The organism is Synechococcus sp. MU1617, from assembly GCF_020514235.1.
Lineage (GTDB): Bacteria > Cyanobacteriota > Cyanobacteriia > PCC-6307 > Cyanobiaceae > Parasynechococcus.
This window is the reverse complement of record NZ_VTLB01000002.1, coordinates 370,083-389,521: the sequence shown is the minus strand read 5'-3', so window position 1 is coordinate 389,521 and position 19,439 is coordinate 370,083. Positions and strand designations below refer to the sequence as shown.

The 19,439-nt window shown below is 45.4% G+C and carries 12 protein-coding genes and 1 tRNA gene; 4 read left to right on the top strand and 9 right to left on the bottom strand.

The window, feature by feature from the left end; translation table 11 throughout:
• Positions 1 to 2: 2 nt before the first annotated feature.
• Positions 3 to 2,816, bottom strand: a complete 2,814-nt coding sequence (gene secA / locus FZZ90_RS05815) for a preprotein translocase subunit SecA (protein WP_226424788.1) — start codon at positions 2,814 to 2,816, stop codon at positions 3 to 5.
• Between the two features lie 233 nt (positions 2,817 to 3,049).
• On the opposite strand from secA, the gene FZZ90_RS05810 reads away from it, so the two are divergent.
• Entirely contained in the window at positions 3,050 to 3,913 is an 864-nt protein-coding gene (locus tag FZZ90_RS05810) for a hypothetical protein (RefSeq protein WP_226424787.1), read from the top strand.
• An 8-nt stretch (positions 3,914 to 3,921) separates the two neighbouring features.
• Here FZZ90_RS05810 and FZZ90_RS05805 read toward each other — a convergent pair whose 3' ends face one another.
• From FZZ90_RS05805 to FZZ90_RS05795, 3 genes are read right to left on the bottom strand one after another with little or no spacing between them, the layout of a single operon-like run.
• Positions 3,922 to 4,935: a glycosyltransferase gene (locus FZZ90_RS05805; protein ID WP_226424786.1), complete on the bottom strand. Its 1,014-nt coding sequence runs from the start codon at positions 4,933 to 4,935 to the stop codon at positions 3,922 to 3,924.
• On the bottom strand, positions 4,932 to 5,993 hold the full coding sequence (locus tag FZZ90_RS05800) for a tetratricopeptide repeat protein (protein WP_226424785.1): 1,062 nt from the start codon (positions 5,991 to 5,993) through the stop codon (positions 4,932 to 4,934). Before FZZ90_RS05800 ends, FZZ90_RS05805 begins: the two co-directional genes overlap by 4 nt.
• A gap of 21 nt (positions 5,994 to 6,014) precedes the next feature.
• Positions 6,015 to 7,757 (bottom strand): hypothetical protein, encoded by a 1,743-nt coding sequence (locus tag FZZ90_RS05795; protein WP_226424784.1) that lies wholly within the window; start codon positions 7,755 to 7,757, stop codon positions 6,015 to 6,017.
• 38 nt (positions 7,758 to 7,795) lie between these two features.
• Here FZZ90_RS05795 and FZZ90_RS05790 point away from each other — a divergent pair, with 38 nt between their 5' ends.
• Together FZZ90_RS05790 and FZZ90_RS05785 are read left to right on the top strand one after the other, a co-directional pair.
• Positions 7,796 to 8,995 carry a hypothetical protein gene (locus FZZ90_RS05790; RefSeq protein WP_226424783.1) on the top strand — a complete coding sequence of 400 codons (1,200 nt, stop codon included), beginning with the start codon at positions 7,796 to 7,798 and terminating at the stop codon, positions 8,993 to 8,995.
• Positions 8,996 to 9,054: 59 nt separating this feature from the next.
• Positions 9,055 to 10,458, top strand: coding sequence for a hypothetical protein (locus FZZ90_RS05785; protein WP_226424782.1), 1,404 nt, complete (start codon positions 9,055 to 9,057; stop codon positions 10,456 to 10,458).
• A gap of 944 nt (positions 10,459 to 11,402) precedes the next feature.
• On the opposite strand, the gene FZZ90_RS05780 is transcribed toward FZZ90_RS05785, so the two are convergent.
• The 5 genes from FZZ90_RS05780 to uvrB form a co-directional block, all read right to left on the bottom strand.
• Complete coding sequence (locus FZZ90_RS05780; protein ID WP_226424781.1) at positions 11,403 to 14,378, bottom strand: ABC transporter transmembrane domain-containing protein; 2,976 nt, start codon at positions 14,376 to 14,378, stop codon at positions 11,403 to 11,405.
• 22 nt (positions 14,379 to 14,400) lie between these two features.
• A complete protein-coding gene (locus FZZ90_RS05775) occupies positions 14,401 to 15,144 on the bottom strand; it encodes a peptidylprolyl isomerase (protein WP_226424780.1) in 744 nt (247 codons plus the stop codon).
• Positions 15,145 to 15,162: 18 nt separating this feature from the next.
• A complete protein-coding gene (locus FZZ90_RS05770; RefSeq protein WP_226424779.1) occupies positions 15,163 to 16,389 on the bottom strand; it encodes an HlyD family secretion protein in 1,227 nt (408 codons plus the stop codon).
• A gap of 162 nt (positions 16,390 to 16,551) precedes the next feature.
• Positions 16,552 to 16,623, bottom strand: a tRNA-Gly gene (locus FZZ90_RS05765).
• Positions 16,624 to 16,712: 89 nt separating this feature from the next.
• Positions 16,713 to 18,752 (bottom strand): excinuclease ABC subunit UvrB, encoded by a 2,040-nt coding sequence (gene uvrB, locus FZZ90_RS05760; protein WP_226424778.1) that lies wholly within the window; start codon positions 18,750 to 18,752, stop codon positions 16,713 to 16,715.
• Between the two features lie 71 nt (positions 18,753 to 18,823).
• On the opposite strand from uvrB, the gene FZZ90_RS05755 reads away from it, so the two are divergent.
• Complete coding sequence (locus FZZ90_RS05755) at positions 18,824 to 19,279, top strand: GNAT family N-acetyltransferase (RefSeq protein ID WP_226424777.1); 456 nt, start codon at positions 18,824 to 18,826, stop codon at positions 19,277 to 19,279.
• Positions 19,280 to 19,439: the final 160 nt, after the last annotated feature.

Here is a 19,439-nt window from a genome sequence, read left to right as displayed (position 1 = left end):
GTTCAAGGTTGACCCTGAGTTTTGGTGGGCTGAAACATGAACATCGAATAAATCACATTTCGGCGCATGTTAGTCATCATCTCCAGGAACATATCGTAGCCCTCGTTCTTATACTCGATCAAAGGATCTTTCTGGCCATAACCACGGAGGCCAACGGACTCGCGCAACGCATCCATCGCTTGTAGATGTTCACGCCAAAGCGTGTCGATCTGCTGAAGAATGAAAAAACGCTCAGCTTCTCTCATTAAGCCCGGACGCTGCTGTTCAATCTGGCCCTCCTTGAGGTCGTAAGCATTGCGCAGTTGCTCATGCAGGAAGGCCTTGAGTTCCTCCATGCCTAGGCCCTGGACCTCGTCTGGGGTGAGATCTTCTAGCAAGTAGATGAACTCCTTCACCTTGCCCACTAGTTGGTCGAGATCCCATTCCTCCGGCGGAAGATCTGGGTTTACATACGCCTCGACGATCTCTCCCATAGTGCGTTCTCCGTAGCCGATCACCTGCTTCTTAAGGGCACGACCATCAAGCACGCGACGACGCTCGGAATAGACCGCACGACGCTGGTTGTTCATCACCTCGTCGTACTCGAACACCTGCTTGCGAATGTCGTAGTAGTACGTCTCAACTTTCTTCTGGGCACCTTCCAGTGAGCGCGTGAGCATGCCGGATTCGATTGGCATGTCTTCTTCAACACGAAAGGCATTCATCAAACCGGCAACGCGATCACCCCCGAAGATCCGCAGCAGGTTGTCTCCCAAGGACAGAAAGAAGCGGGTGGATCCAGGGTCTCCCTGGCGACCGGCCCGGCCCCGGAGCTGGTTGTCCACCCTGCGGGACTCATGCCGTTCAGTGCCAATCACATGCAGGCCACCGGCCTCGCGCACGAAAGCTTCTTCCTGCTTCACCACAGCGTCATACTCCGCTTTGACCCGTGCGATCGCCTCGCGCAAGGCCTGGATATGGGGGTCCTCAGTGGGTGCTTTCTCAGCAGCGGTCGAGATGCGCTCCTCCAACTCGATCAAAGTCAGAGAACGATCGCCCCAAGCCTTGACCAAATCACGGGCCAACTGGCCGAGAGCTTGGTCGGTATCGAGGGTAAGGAGACAGGGATAAAGACTCTCACCACTGCGGGGCAGAGTTGTCGCAGGGGAATCAGCAAAACCACCGGTTGCTGCACTGCGCTGTAGTGGCACCGGTGGCTTGTGATCGTCCTCCGGCTTGACCAGACGGCTCAGCAAAACATCCCGCAGCTTCAAACGAGCCATGTAGTCGCTGTTTCCGCCAAGGATGATGTCGGTACCCCGGCCGGCCATATTCGTAGCAATAGTGACGGCACCGGACCGACCGGCTTGAGCCACGATCTCGGATTCCCGCTCTACGTTTTCGGGCTTTGCATTGAGGAGGTTGTGGGGTATTTCCTGTGCAGCCAACAGTGAGCTGAGCAATTCACTCTTCTCGACTGATGTAGTACCCACAAGCACCGGCCGGCCTTTTTTGTGGATGTCGGCAGTCTCGTTGGCAACGGCCCGCCATTTAGCGGTTTCGGTTTTGTAAACCTGGTCAGCCCAGTCCTGCCGAGCGCGAACCCGGTTGGTAGGGACAATCGTGGTCTCGAGTTTGTAGGTTTTTTCGAATTCCACTTCTTCTGTTTTGGCCGTACCGGTCATGCCTGCCAAGCGGGGATAAAGCAGGAAGAAGTTCTGATAAGTAATCGAAGCAAGAGTCTGGGTTTCGGCCTGTATCGGCAGCGCTTCCTTGGCTTCGATCGCCTGATGCTGTCCATCGCTCCAACGGCGACCAGGCATGACCCGCCCGGTGAACTCGTCAACAATGACAGCTTCACCATCGCGGACGATGTAGTTGACATCCTTGACAAACAGCTCTTTAGCTTTGAGGGCATTAGTGATGTAATGGGCCCAAGGGTCCTGAGGATCAAACAGGTCCTGAACGCCAAGCATCTGCTCAGCCTTAGCAAAACCCTCATCGGTAAGAGTGCAACTTCGCTGCTTCTCATCAACTTCATAATCCCCTTCGGGATCAATACCATCCTTACCCATTTCGGAGGCACGGTCGAGCGCCTCAGCCACCTGTGCAGCCTGCTGATACTTCTCCTGTGACCGCTCCACTTGGCCGGAAATGATCAGGGGGGTGCGGGCTTCATCGATGAGAATCGAATCAACCTCATCGATTACGCAGTACTGGAATTCCCGTTGCACAACCTCGCTAATATCCGCGGCCATGTTGTCCCGGAGGTAATCGAAACCAAGCTCGGAGTTGGTGGCGTAAGTGATGTCACAATTGTAATTGCGCCGTCTTTCCTCAGGGCGCATGTCCTGTTGGATTAGGCCCACAGATAAACCGAGGAAACGGTGCACTTGCCCCATCCACTCGGCGTCACGGCGGGCGAGGTAGTCGTTCACAGTGACTACATGAACGCCACGTCCAGTAAGTGCATTGAGGTAACTAGGCAGGGTAGCGACCAACGTCTTTCCCTCGCCAGTTTTCATCTCGGCGATCTGACCTTCGTGAAGGACCATGCCTCCGATCAGCTGCACATCGAAATGGCGCATGCCAAGCACGCGCTTGCCGGCCTCACGTACGACCGCAAAGGCTTCAGGCAAGATCTCGTCTAATATCGGACGTTGGGTGTCCAAACTGCCGGCGTTGGCAAGGCGCTCCTGAAAGGCAAGCGTTTTGGCACGCAACCCATCATCGGAAAGAGGTGCGATTTCTTCTTCCAGTAAATTGATATCGGATACAATCGGCTGGTACCGCTTCAGCTTGCGGGCATTGGGATCACCCAGCAGAAGCTTGAACATGCGAGGTAGCAGGAAGAAACAATGGTACTTTACTCAATGAGGGATCAAGAGGCGAGGAAAGCTTGGAAAAGGCACAGGAGGGGTATAACCTCAACAAGAAATAATATGCTTTCAAAGGCCAAGGCCAGGAGCATCAACGAAATAATAAACAATATAGAATGATGAAAAAAATAAAAGGCATTTACATCAACTTAGACACTGAAGGCAAGCGAAGAAATGAGCTGCTTAACCACTTGTCCTCAATCGACAAAGAAAACGAATACGAAAGATTTGCAGCAATCAGGGGCATGCAGGAAGAGGCGAGTGAAAGATCTTTAGCAGTCGGAGAACTGGGCCTTTGGAAATCATGGCTAAAAATACTCGAAGAGGAATCAAAAAAGACGGAAAAAGAATACCACTATTTACATATAATCGAAGATGATGCACGCCTAGGAAAATCACTATTTCAAGTAATTAGCAACATGAACAATAAAGGAACTGGTCATGACATAATATTTACAGACATGTATGTGAATCCATCAGTATACAAAGCGTACGCCGGAGAATACAAGAGCAATCTCAAGAAAGGCACAGTAAAATTACTAGAAAATGTGTATACTGGATGCACATCTTCATGCATAATTCATAATAGCAAGATTAACAAAATTCATCAGCTATTGCTCAAATCATTTTCAAGCGATGGCCCTCTAAAACCTTTAGACAATACACTCAGAAATCTAATGGTATCACGGGATATAATCATCGGAGTAACAGCACCATTGCTAACAACAATAGAAACAAAATACATAAGGGAAAGCACAATTCAATCCGATGACGATTACTCGATATCGTTAACGCAAGAATATTGCGCGATATTAAGAAGAGAATTGTCTTGCATGCGAAACGAGAGAACCGAAGAAGAATTATTAAAAATAATAAGAGAGTTAATTAGCGCAAAGATAGCTCATGCAAAGGCAATCGAAAAGACAGACAAATGCAAACATGATCAAGGAGAAATACTCACAATTTTGAGAGCAACCGAACTGCTTTCACTTTTAAAGTATAAATACCGCAAAAACTTACAAGGAGACAAAGATAATGATCAGAAGATGAAATAATATATATGCTAGATCGCGATTGCTTCAATAGCATCAAGGACTGAATTAGTCATGGAGCTCTCAGAATAAATAGACCGTATCTGCTCAGCCATCTTGGTGGACTGGTAGATATAATCAGAAGAATTTAATTGGGAGGCATGAATAAGAGAAGACAAACCGTGCACAAAACCATAGAAATCGCCGTAATCTACTGAATAAGAACACCCATATCGCCCAGCGAAGTCAAACAATTCCTTACCACCAAGACCATTGTAACCAACAATGGAGCAACCAAGTGATAGAGATTCTGCTATTGGCAAACCAAATCCTTCAGGGTGACCGAAGGAAAGAAAAAACTGACAAAAAGATAATACATTCAATACATCACTGTGTGAGAGTCCAGTTATTGGGAGGATTTTCCAGCCCTCCAGGAATGATTGCTTCTTTAGCAGTTCAATAACGACATCAGAATGATTTTTATTTTTTCTGGGCATATAACAAATTAGGTTTTTCTTTAATGGAAGCTGTTCTAAGGTCGACTCAACTGAATTAAAGATTCGAAAGACTTTCGATGTCGGCAGCTGCATAGCCCTACTTAAAAATAATCTATCAAATTCGGAGACGCACCAAACTTGCTTGACGATCGGATCGTGGTAATAGTTGTGGATATGAGAAGGCGAAGGATACTTAGCGCCCTGGATTCCATACGTATATCCACCGTTTTGATTAAAAATTATTTTTGGTATAGAAGGATAAATTTCCTTTAGAGCACTAATAAAAGTCTCAGGTAGAATAATAACATCGCGAAGCTTATCGAGCTTAATTGTTTGAAAAAAATCAACTTTAGAGACGGCCTCAATATTACTCGTAAACCAAGAAGGCTTAAAATCACAATGATCTTGGACAATGTAAGAGGAGAAACCTAAGGTATTGATAACCTCAGAAATACGATGGATCTGCTTTATGCCGCCAATTGGCTTCTTGATATCTGGAAACGCAAGAAACCAAAAGCGTCTTTTGAGCAAGAGCTTTGATTCACTCATTGTTCCTTTAACTCAGGTACATGCCAAGATGAAGCAAAAGTTTGCTGAAGCACCGAATTACTTTGTTTCGCAACTAGGTCTGATATAGCCTGTAGTTGAGGATGACTAGGATCGATAGAAGCTGCTTGCTCAAGATAATTATTGGCGAGCTTATAATCTTGACGCATACATGCGAAACTGACTAAATTAAGGCATCTCTTTGGGGAGATTCCTCCAAGTTGACAAGCATGAAGCAAACAGACTTCAGACTCATGAAATCGCTTGAGATTCAAATAGATATCAGAAAGGTAGTCATATAGTGAAGAGGAGATACCATGTTTTTCAACAATTTGAGAGCATAGTTTAAGTGCGAACTCAAACTCACCCGAGCTGATTGATTGCTCTAAGACAGCAAAGTAATCAGCCTCTAATTTTAAATTATCCGTTGAAGGGATAATTGATGCTTGAGCTTTGGCGTCAGAACTAAGTTTATACCTTTTGGATGAGTAATTAACCTCATTCTCAGCAAAAGCCAGAAGCAAGGGATCCGCAAGAGAGAAGGAAGTAAGATAACCTGAGGAAATGATAGATTTGTTGATTGATTCGGGATTGCTTGACCGATTTTTATTCTGCTCAATTCGAAACTGGACGCGATTAAGATTTTGAATGGCATCATTATATGATGGATTATCGCGTACGATTTCTTGTAAAATCATGTAAGCATCATCTAGCCTATTCAAATCAAGGAGAAGATTGGCATAATTATTCTTTATTTCAACAGACTGAGGATTAATATCAAGTGCCTGCTTAAATAGATTCTCTGATTTCTCAAGATCTCCCAATCTGCGAGAATTGGATGCATACAAAGTGAGGAACTCAGAGTTTTCGGAAAGAAAGGGCTCGATCTTTATTAATAATTGATTGGCTTCCGAGAATTCCCCAAGCTTAAAATAACAGGCTGCAAGAATGCTATCAGAGATGGGGGACTTATCACCCTCAGGCATTGAAGAGTAAGTTGATATTGCTTGATGATATTTACCCAGATTAAAGAGGTTTAGAACGTCTGAGGAAACAGCCATAAAAGTATTAAAGCACTAGCATCATACAATGAAAGGCGTTGACCATTGAATCGGCGTGCCATTCCGTAGCCACGATCGAGTATCTACAATTGCTTGATCCCAAGATGAATCATCATTTTGTCTTGCAATGCCTACAGAGGGATACCAGTAGCTTTGGTCGACCTTAGGTGATTTAATCCAGCGCCAATCACTATGTTGGCTCAAAAGACACATCGTGGGGATATCAAGCCCACCAGATGCGTGAATAGTGGTGTTAGCTACGCTGATTACGGCATCACAAATCTGAACCTGAGAAAGCCAGGAATCCATGTTCTTCAGAGGATTAATGCTATCATCCGAAATAATATTTATTTTGAATGATCTAAGTTTTTTCAAGGCTGATTCACAATCGCCATACTGCAGATTAACAAATAAGATGTCATCAAAACCGGAAATTAGTTGGGCAAACTTTTCGATCGGAAAAGATTTTTGTTTAATTCTTGACCCAGTGCCACCGCCACGCCAACTGATACCAACTATAGACTTAAAGCTGGAAGCGCTGTCCAGGTAGGTACTCTTCAACTGATCAACTTCAACAGAATTAGCGATAAGACAAGGAAGATGATTCCCATAATTTTGAGGTAATGTAAATCTGTATTGACATATAGATCCAATAGGTGTCTGATAGTCGAATTTTCCTGAATCTAAAATATTGTTCCTTGAATCAGCGAAACTATACAACGACAAAGAACCATTGGATATATATTGTACGAGCGAACGTTTGTAAATTGGTAGCAGCCGATCAGATAATAGTATGCCTACATGTGAACACTCTTCAAGAATAGTAGGAATTAAACTCATAAATTGCATTACATCACCAACAGCCTGTTCTTCGAGAACCAGGAGTGATTTTCCTAGCAATGATTGGCCTCGCCAAAGAGGAATTTGGTTATGAGTAAACGGCTTGGGAAGGGCACGTTGCCAGGCTTGGGGGCCTACTGCCTTTGCGCGTAAACCAAAATCAAAAAGTTTCCAACCGAGTTCAAAGTCTTGATTTTGTAAAAGTATTGTCGATGCATTCCAACTATTTACATCATTCAACTTGATGGCAGAATTTGCATCGGCTTGGGTCATACTCACAACACCAGCTTCCAATGCAGATCTAGCGCAAGTAAGATATTTAATAGCCAAGGGAAGGTTTGAATTTTGAAAATAAAGCCATGACAAAGAATAATGGAACTCTGCTTGTGTCAATACAGGTGATGAGCGAAAGATATTGGCAAAAATATCCTCAATATCTGCAAGACTTTTGTCTGAGAGTTGTTGTATTCTGCCAGCCTGAAAAATTTTAACTATCTCAATGGCCAAGTCCGGTGAAAGACCATTCAGCAGAACGGCAGATCTACAGATTTCAAGTGCCCAGTCGAAAGCGTTGCAAGACCGAAGGATTGATGAGATAGAAATAAAATAAAAACTGGTTTGTTTCTCCAAAGCCAGCTCTTCATGCAATAGCCTAAAATAAATTGGCAGAGCTTTTAACGGGTGCTCAGATACAATCAAGTTGGCATAGTTACGTTGTATGGAAAGTTCGTCAGGAAAAATTGACAGTCCAAGTTCATAAATTTCTTTTGATTTTTTAACCTCACCAATTTCACGGAGCAAAGCTCCGTAGTTTTGGAATAAAGATGGTTTATAATCTTTCTGATCTAACGCTCTTTGATAATGCTTTGCAGCTAGCGCAAGATTTTTATCTGCATGCGCTCGTATAGCTGATGGCAGTCCCACAGAATCATCAACACCTCAAACAAGTGTAGCACAACGAAATGAAACTATTATTCCTACATCCAAACTTTCCTGCACAATTTAAATATCTTGCAACTGCGGCTGCCAAATATGGCAACGAAGTGAAATTTTTATGCCAAACGCACTTTAATAGAAAAATTGAAGGCGTACAACGCCTAACCCTAAAAGGTGAATTCGGGCACGAAAGTCTTAAAAAGGAGAACTTAGGTTTATTAGGTGAAACAAAGAAAATGTCAGAGCAATACAGAGAGGGGTGTTTGGCATTAAAAAATAGTGGCTGGGATCCGGACGTGGTAATAAGTCACTCAGGATGGGGGTGTGGACTTTGTATTAAGGAGATATGGCCTAGAACACATCACATTGCCTATCTGGAATGGTGGTTCAATCCAGAGTCTGAGTTTTTTACGTATAATGAGAAAAATAAATACGTCGGCATTAGTAAGAATTCAATACGGAAGTGTTGGCAAAGAAATGTTTATGTTTCACATGAGCTTGCATGCTCTGATGTGATAGTTGCACCAACTAGTTGGCAAAAAAAACAATTACCACCATTGCTGCGAAGGAATTGTCATGTAATTTTTGATGGGGTAGATACCAAAAAATTTCAAGGTGAATACCAAGAGTTTGACAATGACAGAATACAAATTACATATGGAACAAGAGGAATGGACCCATTTAGGGGTTTTCCGGAATTTATAACGGCAATTCCTAAAATAATTAGTTCAACAGTTGGTGAAGTAACTATAGATATTGCTGGATTCGAAGGCACATTCTACGGATCAAAACCGAAAAATCACAATACATGGAAAGAATGGGCAGAAGAATATTTGAATTTCAAATCGGTCGCACACATGGTTAAGTGGAAAGGTTACATGGAAGAAGCTCAATACATAAATTGGCTAAAAAGTAGCGATTGCCATATTTATTTTACTCATCCTTTTGTTCCAAGCTGGAGCCTGGTGGATGCACTGGCTTCGGGATGCCCCTTACTTGTGAGCGATATCGAAGCACTCGACGAGTTTGTACGAGAGTGCGAGGGTGTCACGAGAGTCGACCATAGGTCCACGGAAGAAATTGTCACAAGAGTCATTGATACAGTTAAGCTTAGAAGAGATAATATGAAGTTACGCTTTAAAAGAAATTTAGGGAGTTTTTCGCTAGAGAACTCTCTCAGTTCTTGGGAGGCTGTGTCTGGTGTTGAGCTGACCACTCAGCATTGACTCACTAACGGCCTCGCTCTATATTCCCGGGGTACAGTGTCTGTATCTCTTCCGTTCTCATGGCGACCTTTTTCGTCGACAGCACCGGAGTCGTCACTACGGCCTCGGTTGACTCAGATTCCATTTTCATTCAGTCAGCCGCAGTCCCGGGCTCAACAATTCTGGGTCTTGCTGGCAACGACACCATTAATCTCACCGAGGGTGCAGCTGCAAATTCAAGCGCTGCTGGCATTGAAGTTCGTGCAGGTGAAGGCAACGACTTAATCGACGCTCATGCCTTGATGCTTCAGAGCGCAGGGCCTAACACTCTTATTGGTGGTGCCGGCGCTGACACCATCAACATTTCCGGATCTAACATTGGTGTTGTCAAGGGCAATGCTGGTGCTGACGTTCTCCGTATCAGCGGTGGCTTAGGCGTCTACTCAGCCATTGGCATGGGCGCTGGAGCTGACGAAGTCGTCCTTGAAGCAGGCACCTTTGGTTCGATCGCTCTGGGAGACGGTCACGACAAGTTCTCCGCCTCAACCGTTACTTTCGCGACTGCAGCCACAGTTCAAGGTGGTAACGGACGTGACACGATTGCGTTGACCGTTGCTGGAGGAACAACCGCCATCGTCAACGGCGGAAAACTCCAAGACCTGATCACGATAGACGGTATCGGTGCTGACTCCACCATTCGCGGCAACGGCGGAGCTGACACCATCACTGTTAGTGGCGATGGCGCTCTCTACAAAATTGCTGGTAATGCAGGTGCTGACCTGATCAACATTTCCGGCTACGCCGCTGACGTCAGTATTTCTGGTGGCGATGGCAACGATACAATCATCGTTCTTTCCAACGAAGAAGACGTAACTGCCAACATCCTTGGCGGTGCTGGTAATGACAGCATCAAGATCGGCAACGTCACTGAAGATGACACCTACGCCAAGTCTGTGATCTTTGGTGGTGCTGGTGCTGACACCATCAACTTCTCCGCGGATGCAACTGTTGGTTCCGGTGAAACTCTCGGAACCCTCTCCTACAGCTCGTTCTCAGAGTCAAACCTGGAAAGCTTCGACAGCTTTGTCCTCCAGGGCGCCGGTATTTCTGGTAACACCACGACGCTCAATGCCGACTTCATCGGTGTTGATGTGACTGCTACCACAGTCACCGAAGCAAGTGCTATTGGATTGCTGGGCAACACCACCTTCAGTGGCAACATCGCAAGCAACGTTCTCACTCTCTCAGGTGATTCCAGCGTCTCTTCTGTGACTGCAATCATGGGGACCGTTGATACGTTGACTGTTGGTACTACCAATGGCGGTGTGTTGTTCGAAACCAAGGGTGGAGACAATTACCTGTTCATCCAAGGTGGTGCTGCAGGTACTGCCGATGATGCTCTCATCAGTCTGGGTGACCTCAGTGGTGGTGCATTGACTATGGCTGGATCTGCTGCCGCTGTGACCTTCTCAGGCCAAGCCTGATTTCCGTAATCAACAATCAAACCCTGCTCTGCAGGGTTTTTTTTTACCCTGCTCTGCAGGGTTTTTTTTTGCCCTGCTCTGCAGGGTTTTTTTTTGCCCTGCTCTGCAGGGTTTTTTTTTACCCTGCTCTGCAGGAGCTGAGCGAACAGTAAAAATAGGCTTTTCCATGAGTCCATCCATCATCAACAACTAAATCAATCCCCATAGCAGCCAATACAAAAAAAATAACTTCAAGTGTCTAAATCAACAAGATCACGCCGTCAATAAGGGGATATACATATGCGTATTGACTAAAACCACCAGTGAATGATCTGCAAAATATTAGTTACTTGAACAAGTACAACAATGACCCTCTGGCTACATAAGATGATGGAATAAAGCCAAAATATGTGCCATTACCTGAATTCAAGCATATCTCAAAGCTCCACAAAAGCCAGGCAAATCAAATACGGGATAGATGGCAAAAAAAATAATCTCAAAAAATTAAAGACGTCAGTTTTTATTTAAGTGTTAAGACTTACCCATAGACATAGAGCTCCCGGAAGGATTTCACCAAAACTCTCGGGGTGCTTTAAACAAGCAGGAAAGACGTGTACGTCAACGAATAACGTTTTCCTTCCAAACATTTAGGGCAAGTAGTTCAGCAAAGATATACTCTTGCGCCAGACAAAAAAGAGCGAAACAGGCAATCATCGACAGATCACATAACATTATTAGACCAATGCAATACTGAACAATCTGAACCAACAGTCACTGAAATACAATGGTGTATATGTCTAACACTTGCCATCCAAGTCGAAGGCAGCAACAAAAGCGGAATTTACAGGACAATAAATAAGAGGAAAATATGGGAATCATCTGTAAAAAAACGTTTGCCGCCAGGGCGATGTGAACAATTTACATTAGAATAAAAAGAGTAATTTTTTTTTTCAGGGTTTAATTAATCAATCAGACTGTTGCCTATAAAGCGTATAATAACGACAAGCTTTTTCAATCAAATCTGAATGAGTGCCCTGTTCGACAATTTGGCCATCATGCATAACGACAATTAAATCACTATTTCTAATAGAACTAATGCGATGAGTAATAAAGAAAACTGATCTGTTTACTGCCCATTCCTGAAGATTTAAACAAAGCTGCTTTTCAGTGTTGTAATCGAGAGCACTAGTAGCTTCATCCATAATTAGCAATTGAGGATTTGCCAGAATTGTCCTTGCTATAGCTATACGTTGTCGTTGACCACCACTTAGATTACTACCCCTTTCCCTGAGAGGAGTTGCGTAACCCTGCCCAAGGGTCATAATAAAATCATGTGCACAGGCAATTTTTGCAGCTTCTATAATTGACTCGTCACTTGCCTGAGGGTCATTGAGTGCAATATTTTCAGCAATAGTACCCTCAAAAAGCAGAGAATCTTGAGGGACAATTCCAATCTGTCTTCTAAGGCTAGAGATATCTACCTTCCCAATATCAAAGTTATCGATAAAAATACGACCAGATTCAGGGCTATATAACCTTGGCAACAATTTCATTAAAGTGCTCTTACCACTTCCACTCTGACCAACAATGCCTACAAACTGACCAGCATCAACTGAGAGCGAAACAGAATTCAACTGGTATGGGCCGGACTCTCCAAAACGGAATTTGACATCTTCGAAACGAACTGCCCCTGTGATTGCGGGCATAGCAATTTGGGAAGTGGTATCTGCAGTGCAAGTTTCGGGATTCTGATCTAAAACATCAGAAAGCCTTTCCATAGAGACCTGAACTTTCTGGAAGCCCTGATAAAGTCCAGACAGTTGCATTAGAGGGCCAGTAACATTACCTGCAATAATTCTAAAAGCAATCAACATTCCAAGGGTTAAATCACCTTGCAACACCAAATACATACCAACCCACAAAACCAGCAAGCTGCTAATCTGGTTTAAAATAGAACCAACTGTTCCGGAAGTTGTACCCAAAATAACTCCCTTGAACCCTTCAGATACAAAATCTTTATACCTATCCTGCCATTTCCATCTAGCGGTAAGTTCAAAATGCTGTGCTTTGACTGTCTGTATACCAGTCAAAACTTCAATTAAATGACTCTGAGTACGAGCTTGTGCTATTGCACGTTGTTTAATTAAGTACCTGTAGAATGGTGCCACGCCAAAGACTATAAGTGCATAAAGGGGGAAAGTACTAAGAGCTACGGCTGTGAGCAGCGGTGAATACATCAACATAACGACAAGATAAAGAGCCGCAAAAATAAGGTTTAAGACACTTACCAGTGCTGTACCTGTGAGAAAAGATCGGATTGAATTTAACTCTCCAAGCCTCTGACTCAACTCGCCAACAGGTCGCTTTTCAAAAAAGGATAAAGGTAGGGACAACATCCGATCAATAACAGCACTGCCAAGAGTTAAATCCATCCTGTCAGTAGTATCTACAAAAATATAAGTTCTCAACGCAAGAAGAACACCCTGAAAAACAGCCAGAGTAATCATCAAAGACCCAATGACATTGAGACTACTCATATTCCCCTGCGTCAATACCTTGTCAATAATTTGCTGGATTAGCAAGGGTATTGCCAAACCAAACAATTGAGCTAACAAAGAAGATGCAAATACAAGCACTAAAGATCGCCTGTATTTTGTTACCAAAGGCAAAAACCAACTCCATCCAAACCGACTGTTGGGAGTGGTTGAGATTGCTCTAGGTACTGCAAATCTTATTTGGTTACCCAACATAGACCTTAATTCATCAAGGCTATAATTAACTAACCCAAATCTAGGGTGACCAATAATGGCTGTTTCACCAGATATTTTATACAAAATAACTGCAGTGCCCTCAAGCAAAAGAAGTATGGGCGCTTCAACACCTAAAAAATTATCAATAGTTACTGAGCCGAGCTGAGTTCTCAATCCAAGGATTTCACAAAGTCCACCCAATAGCTCAAGCGAAAGTACTTTATCTCTTCGAAACTGAGACTCTAAAACTTTTTTAAGAGTGTCACGCCTAAAGGGTATTTTAAGAGATAGTGACAACATTTCGCACGCGGCTAAAGTCTCATTGATAGCCCCCCTGCCCCGAACAACAGGAAATAGATCATTATGATCTTGTTTATCTGCTTCTGTAATTCCTAAAGTCTCAAGAGAAGAAGAATTTAGTTCTTCTAGCGGAGACGAATCAGCATTAAGTGATTGTACAAAATCTAATGATAGCCCTAATCCTGGCTTCAACGGAAAACCAATAATTCGATATTGCAGATTGAAATCGTTACGGGAAGCTAAGAATTGGTTTGGCAATATACGCTGACCAACGACTAGGCCGGGGATATTAGGTGTACTAGCAAACCAAATATAATTATCATCTAGATTATTCGGAGGGACAAATGGAGAACCGGGTGAACTAACAGTGGAAATAGAATTTTCTGCCATGGGCAACAAATTCTTCTGCCAACCATCAATTAATTCTGGTGATAAGGAAAGAACAGCTTTTGCAACAGCATAACTCTCTTGAACATTATTCAATCGTGAGAACCATGCTTGGAACGCTGAATTTGATTTGTACAGGCTTATAAAAATATTTGAATCTAATGCAAGCACTAAGCTATCTTCAGACGCAGATACCCATTCTGTGGGAACACATCGCAATAGAGAGATCCAACCTAAAAATTGACCTGATCCACGCTTCGCAAGGGTTTCAATAACCCCCTCATTATTAACTAAATATCTAACACTCCCAGTGACGAGGAGATATATACGATCTTGAAGTATATTAGGAGATAATATTGTCTGCCCAGGACTTAAATTCAGAATTTTAGAAGGCTCAAGCCAACTAGAGCACTCAGAGTCACTTAGCAGATTGAAAGGCGCAGAGCCTCTAAGCTGCGCAACAAGTTGTTGGTGGCCACTCAAGCGCCCGTCGGTGGAGGCCAAATCATTGTCGAATCAAATACTATTATAAAGTACTGAGTAGTGATTCCTTCAACGAGATCAAAAATTCATCTATCTGAAATTCAAGAATTTCTTTCTTGGTGAGATCATCAAACTTAGCATCTTGAAATTTATTTAGGCGGACAATTGTATATAGACCTCCTAATTTGCGAGGCTTTGCCACCTGCCCAGTGTTTAATGTCTTCAAAATCTGAATAATGCTGATTGGAATATCTTTAGCTTTCATATTTTCAAATTTTCCACCATGTTTTTTCTCTGCTCCCTGACCAAAAGACCACGACAAACTCTCAAACGGCTGTTCATCCGAAACCAAGCGATAGTATATTTCTGCAGCCATTAATTGATCCGAGTTACGTAACAACTCAAAGCTGTATGAATCCAGAGAAGATTTATTGGAAATATATAAAGCCTCTAACCTGCTACTCCATTCCATAACAGCCCAGTCGTAGATAACAGAGTCAATAGAAGAATTTATTTGCGTCCGCAGTTGATCGTAGTCATCAATTCTGCTCATTAGATCAATGTTATGAAAAAGAAATTGCGCGTTGTCACTGGACTCGGAATTGTCTTTCTGAAAAGAATGTATCTTACAAGCAAGATTGTATTTAATCCAAAAAGAAAGAAAAGCATCGAAAGAGCTGGACAGTTTTAAACAATTCAAGTGGAATGGATCGATCTTTGAAAAATTTTCTTTTAGATCACCAAAAGCCCATTCTTTGAGCAAATTTTCAGATGTACAAAAGTTCATGAATTAACGAGGAGACGTTTACTGCTGGCGGATTCCACGCACGCTATCAGCTTGCTCCACAAAAATATCACTAATTAAACTAATAGCAGGCTTATCACGCAGTTTTAAATTTGCGGTGACTGACATTCCTGACTTCAGAGGAATTTTGTTTTCAGGTGTACCAAGAAAATTACGTTTTAAATCCAAGGTGACAGGAAAATGATAATAACTTATAGTTGTAGTCGGCGGAAGTGCATCTGCACTAATATTACTTACAGTTGCATCAATTTCACCATAACGAGCAAAAGAGAAAGCATCTAAACGCACGGAAGTTTCTTGGCCAATTTTAATGTAACCTATATCTTTATTAGGGATGTAAACTTGCGCGTAAAAACCATTTTGTGGAACTATGGATGCAATTTTTTCACCTGGTTGAAGGACACTAGACTCAACAGCGCGCAGATCAAAAAGAATACCGTCGGTGGGGGCGAGAACATTTTGATATTGAAGCTGTAGTTCAGAATTTTTTAATTCATTATTGAGTTGATTTAGGGACTTTTCAGACGACAATGTATTAGCATTTTTTTCAATATCGATCCGATTAAGCTGCTCATCAATCTCAGTGATCTGAGTTTGTATTTGAAGAACTTCATCTTTCTTGGCCAAATATTGAATTTTTTGATACGCACCCTGAGAAACCAAGATTTTCATTTCACCTAATACTATATTTTTTGTATCCAAAATACTTTCATAAAGCTTTTTGCGTAGTGATAGGGTTCTTTTTTGGCTATCTAAGCTACTTAATCTTGTTTTTAGACTATTTTTTTCATTTTTGATAAGTATCATTAGAGTATTCTTCTTTTCTTGAACTTGACGAGTGTCATACTTGAGAAGCAAATCTCCTGCTTTTACAGAATCACCTTCTTTGAAATACACCTTTTGAATCTTTCCACCAGCTGGTGTTTTTACTTCGACAGTTCCTCCCAACGATTTCAATTGACCGGTAGCTGTTACGACTTCATCAATACGAAAAATAATTGAGCCTACAAGCGACACTGCTCCAAGACTTATTAACAATAACAATAAAGATTGAGCCCAAAATGGAGTCTGCCTTAGTACAAGTGATCTGTTTTTAGCAAGCCAATTATTTGCAATATCCCTAGATTTTTCTTTTAGAGTTAGCTTAGACCCAGACGAAGTTATATCTACAACCTCAGCAGAAGCATCATTGCTCTCAGAGGAAAGATTTTCTGTATTTTTACTCATTTTGAATATCTAGCAAAGCAAATTTTTAAAATAATTACTCGTACACAACAACTCAAATCAGCTATCATAAAAAGAATTGAGGTAAATGACGTTATAAAAAATAACAGACATTGATTTTATCTGATCCTAGGGCAACCTTAAAGGTGTTGAAGAAATATTGCAAGCGGATGAAGAGATTCGAACTCTCGACCCTCTCCTTGGCAAGGAGATGCTCTACCACTGAGCTACATCCGCAGGTTATCGATTGGAATCATCCGTTCGACTTGATGATGATGCACCACAGAGGGGCCCTTGGTCAATCAATCCCGCTGTGAAGCACCAGCTCAGGAAGGACCCGCCATCTTCTGGCGTAACTGCTTGACCCGATCCCGAAGGTTCGCAGCCTCTTCGAAGTCCAGCTTTTTGGCGGCCTCCTTCATCTTGGCCTCAAGCTGATGGATCAATTCCGGCAATGCCTCCAAAGCCATGCTGGCATCAAGACTGTCCTCCAAGGCCTTTGCGGCCTTTCCCACCACCTCAACTAGATCGGCATCAGGGCCGTCCTGCTTCAGCTTGCGGCTCAGTTCCAGGAAGCTGAGGATCGAGTTGCTGGCCTTCTTACCTGCCGCCGTGGGCACCACGCCGTGCTTCTTGTTGTAAGTCTGCTGGACCGCACGGCGCCGCTCGGTTTCGGAGATGGCCTTGGCCATCGAGTCGGTCATGTTGTCGGCATAGAGCAGCGCCACCCCCTCAACATGGCGGGCGGCCCGGCCAATGGTCTGAATCAAGGAGCGCTCCGCTCGCAGGAAGCCTTCCTTGTCGGCATCGAGGATCGCCACCAGGCTCACCTCCGGCAGGTCTAGGCCCTCTCGCAGCAGATTCACCCCCACTAGCACGTCGTATTCGCCTAAACGCAGGTCCTGGATGATCTCAATCCGCTCGATGGAGTGGATCTCCGAGTGCAGGTAACGCACCCGCACCTCGTTCTCCGCCAAGTAATCGGTGAGGTCTTCCGCCATCCGCTTGGTGAGGGTGGTGACCAGGACCCGCTGGTTCTTGGCCGCCCGATCGCGGATCTCCCCCAGCAAATCGTCCACCTGCCCCGTGGTAGGCCGAACCTCTACTACCGGATCGAGCACTCCCGTGGGGCGGATCACCTGCTCGGCCACCTCACCTCCGCTCACCTCCATCTCCCAGTTGCCCGGCGTGGCCGAGACAAATACCGTCTGCTGCGCCTTCTCCCAGAACTCTTCGCCCTTGAGCGGCCGGTTGTCGGCTGCGCTGGGCAGGCGAAAACCATGCTCGATCAGCACCTTCTTACGGGCCTGGTCGCCGTTGTACATCGCCTGTAGCTGCGAGCAGGTGACGTGGCTCTCGTCCACGATCAACAACCAGTCGTCCGGGAAGTAATCAATAAGGCACTCCGGCGGTGTGCCCTCCTCACGGCCGGCCAAGTGACGGGCGTAGTTCTCCACCCCGTTGCAATAACCCACCTGCCCCAGCATCTCCAGGTCGTACTTGGTGCGCTGCTCCAGTCTCTGAGCCTCCAGCAACTTGCCTTCGCTGTTGAGCACATCCAAGCGCTCCCGCAACTCCGAGCGGATGGCACTGATGGCGGAGTCAAGCCTGTCTTTGGGCGTCACAAAGTGCTTGGCCGGATAGATGTTCACCTCCTCCAAGCTCTGGAGGATCTCGCCGGTGATGGGGTCGACATAACGGATCGCCTCCACCTCGTCGCCGAACAGCTCGATCCGCACCAACCGGTCTTCGTAGGCTGGGCCGATCTCCAGCACATCCCCTTTCATCCGAAAACGGCCGCGGGCGATTTCGGTGTCGTTGCGGGTGTACTGGTTGTCTACAAGCTCCCGCAGCTGACCGCGGATGTTGAGGGTCTCGCCCACCTCAAACTTCACCGCCGCCTTGAGGTATTCACTGGGAATGCCCAAGCCGTAGATGCAGCTGATCGAGGCCACCACGATCACGTCGCGCCGCTCAAACAGCGAGCGCGTCGCCGAGTGGCGCAGCATGTCGATCTCCTCGTTGATCGACGCCGTCTTGGCGATGTAAGTGTCACTGACCGGAACGTAGGCCTCAGGTTGGTAATAGTCGTAATAGGAGATGAAGTACTCAACGGCGTTCTTGGGGAAGAACTCCCGCAATTCGTTGCAGAGCTGGGCCGCCAGGGTTTTGTTGTGGGCCAGCACCAGGGCTGGCCGGCCGGTCTGGGCAATGACATTGGCCATCGTGAAGGTCTTACCCGTGCCCGTTGCCCCCAGCAGGGTCTGATAGCGCTCACCGCCGTTCACCCCCTGCACAAGCTGCTTGATCGCCGCGGGCTGATCGCCCTTCGGCGAATAAGGAGCCGTGAGGTCGTAGGCGGGCATGGGTGCAGTGCCAAACGGCGGACGGTGATTATCGCCGGGGAGCAAGATGAAGTGCAGCGGCTTCCAGACCCGTGACCCCGATCCGGCTGGTTCACCATGCCCCCGGTGCCCCCGGCCTGCGCTGGCTGGGGCTTGGGCCGGATCTGCGACCCAGCCGGTCGCTGCTCAAGCTGCAACGGCTGTTCGATCGCCACGCCTTCTGGGCCCGGGGCCGCAGCTTTGGTCAGCTGCGGCGGTTGCTGGCCGGTAGCGACGCCGTTGTGAGCCTCTGGCGGGGCAAGCGGCTGGTGGGCTTCGGCAGGGCCACCTCTGATGGCTGCAGCCGAGCCGTACTCTGGGACATCGTCGTAGCCGGCGATCTGCAGGGCCACGGCCTGGGCCGCCGGGTGATCGAAGAACTACTCCACACCCCACCGGTGGTGGGTGTGGAACGGGTTTATCTGATGACCACAAAGAGTGCAGGCTTCTACCGGCAACTGGGCTTCCAGGATGCGAACCCCCAGCAGTTGATGGTGCTGCGCCATTAGAGCCAAACCATTTCAGCCTTTAAGGCCCAGATCTGATAAGGAGTCCAAAGATGATTGTGTGCTCAAGTCAAGGAGTAAGGAATGAGTTTCAAATTGTCTAGCGCTCCAACATCAAGCATCTAGGCCAGTGCCTCCTCAGCTGATGACTGACCACTCCCAA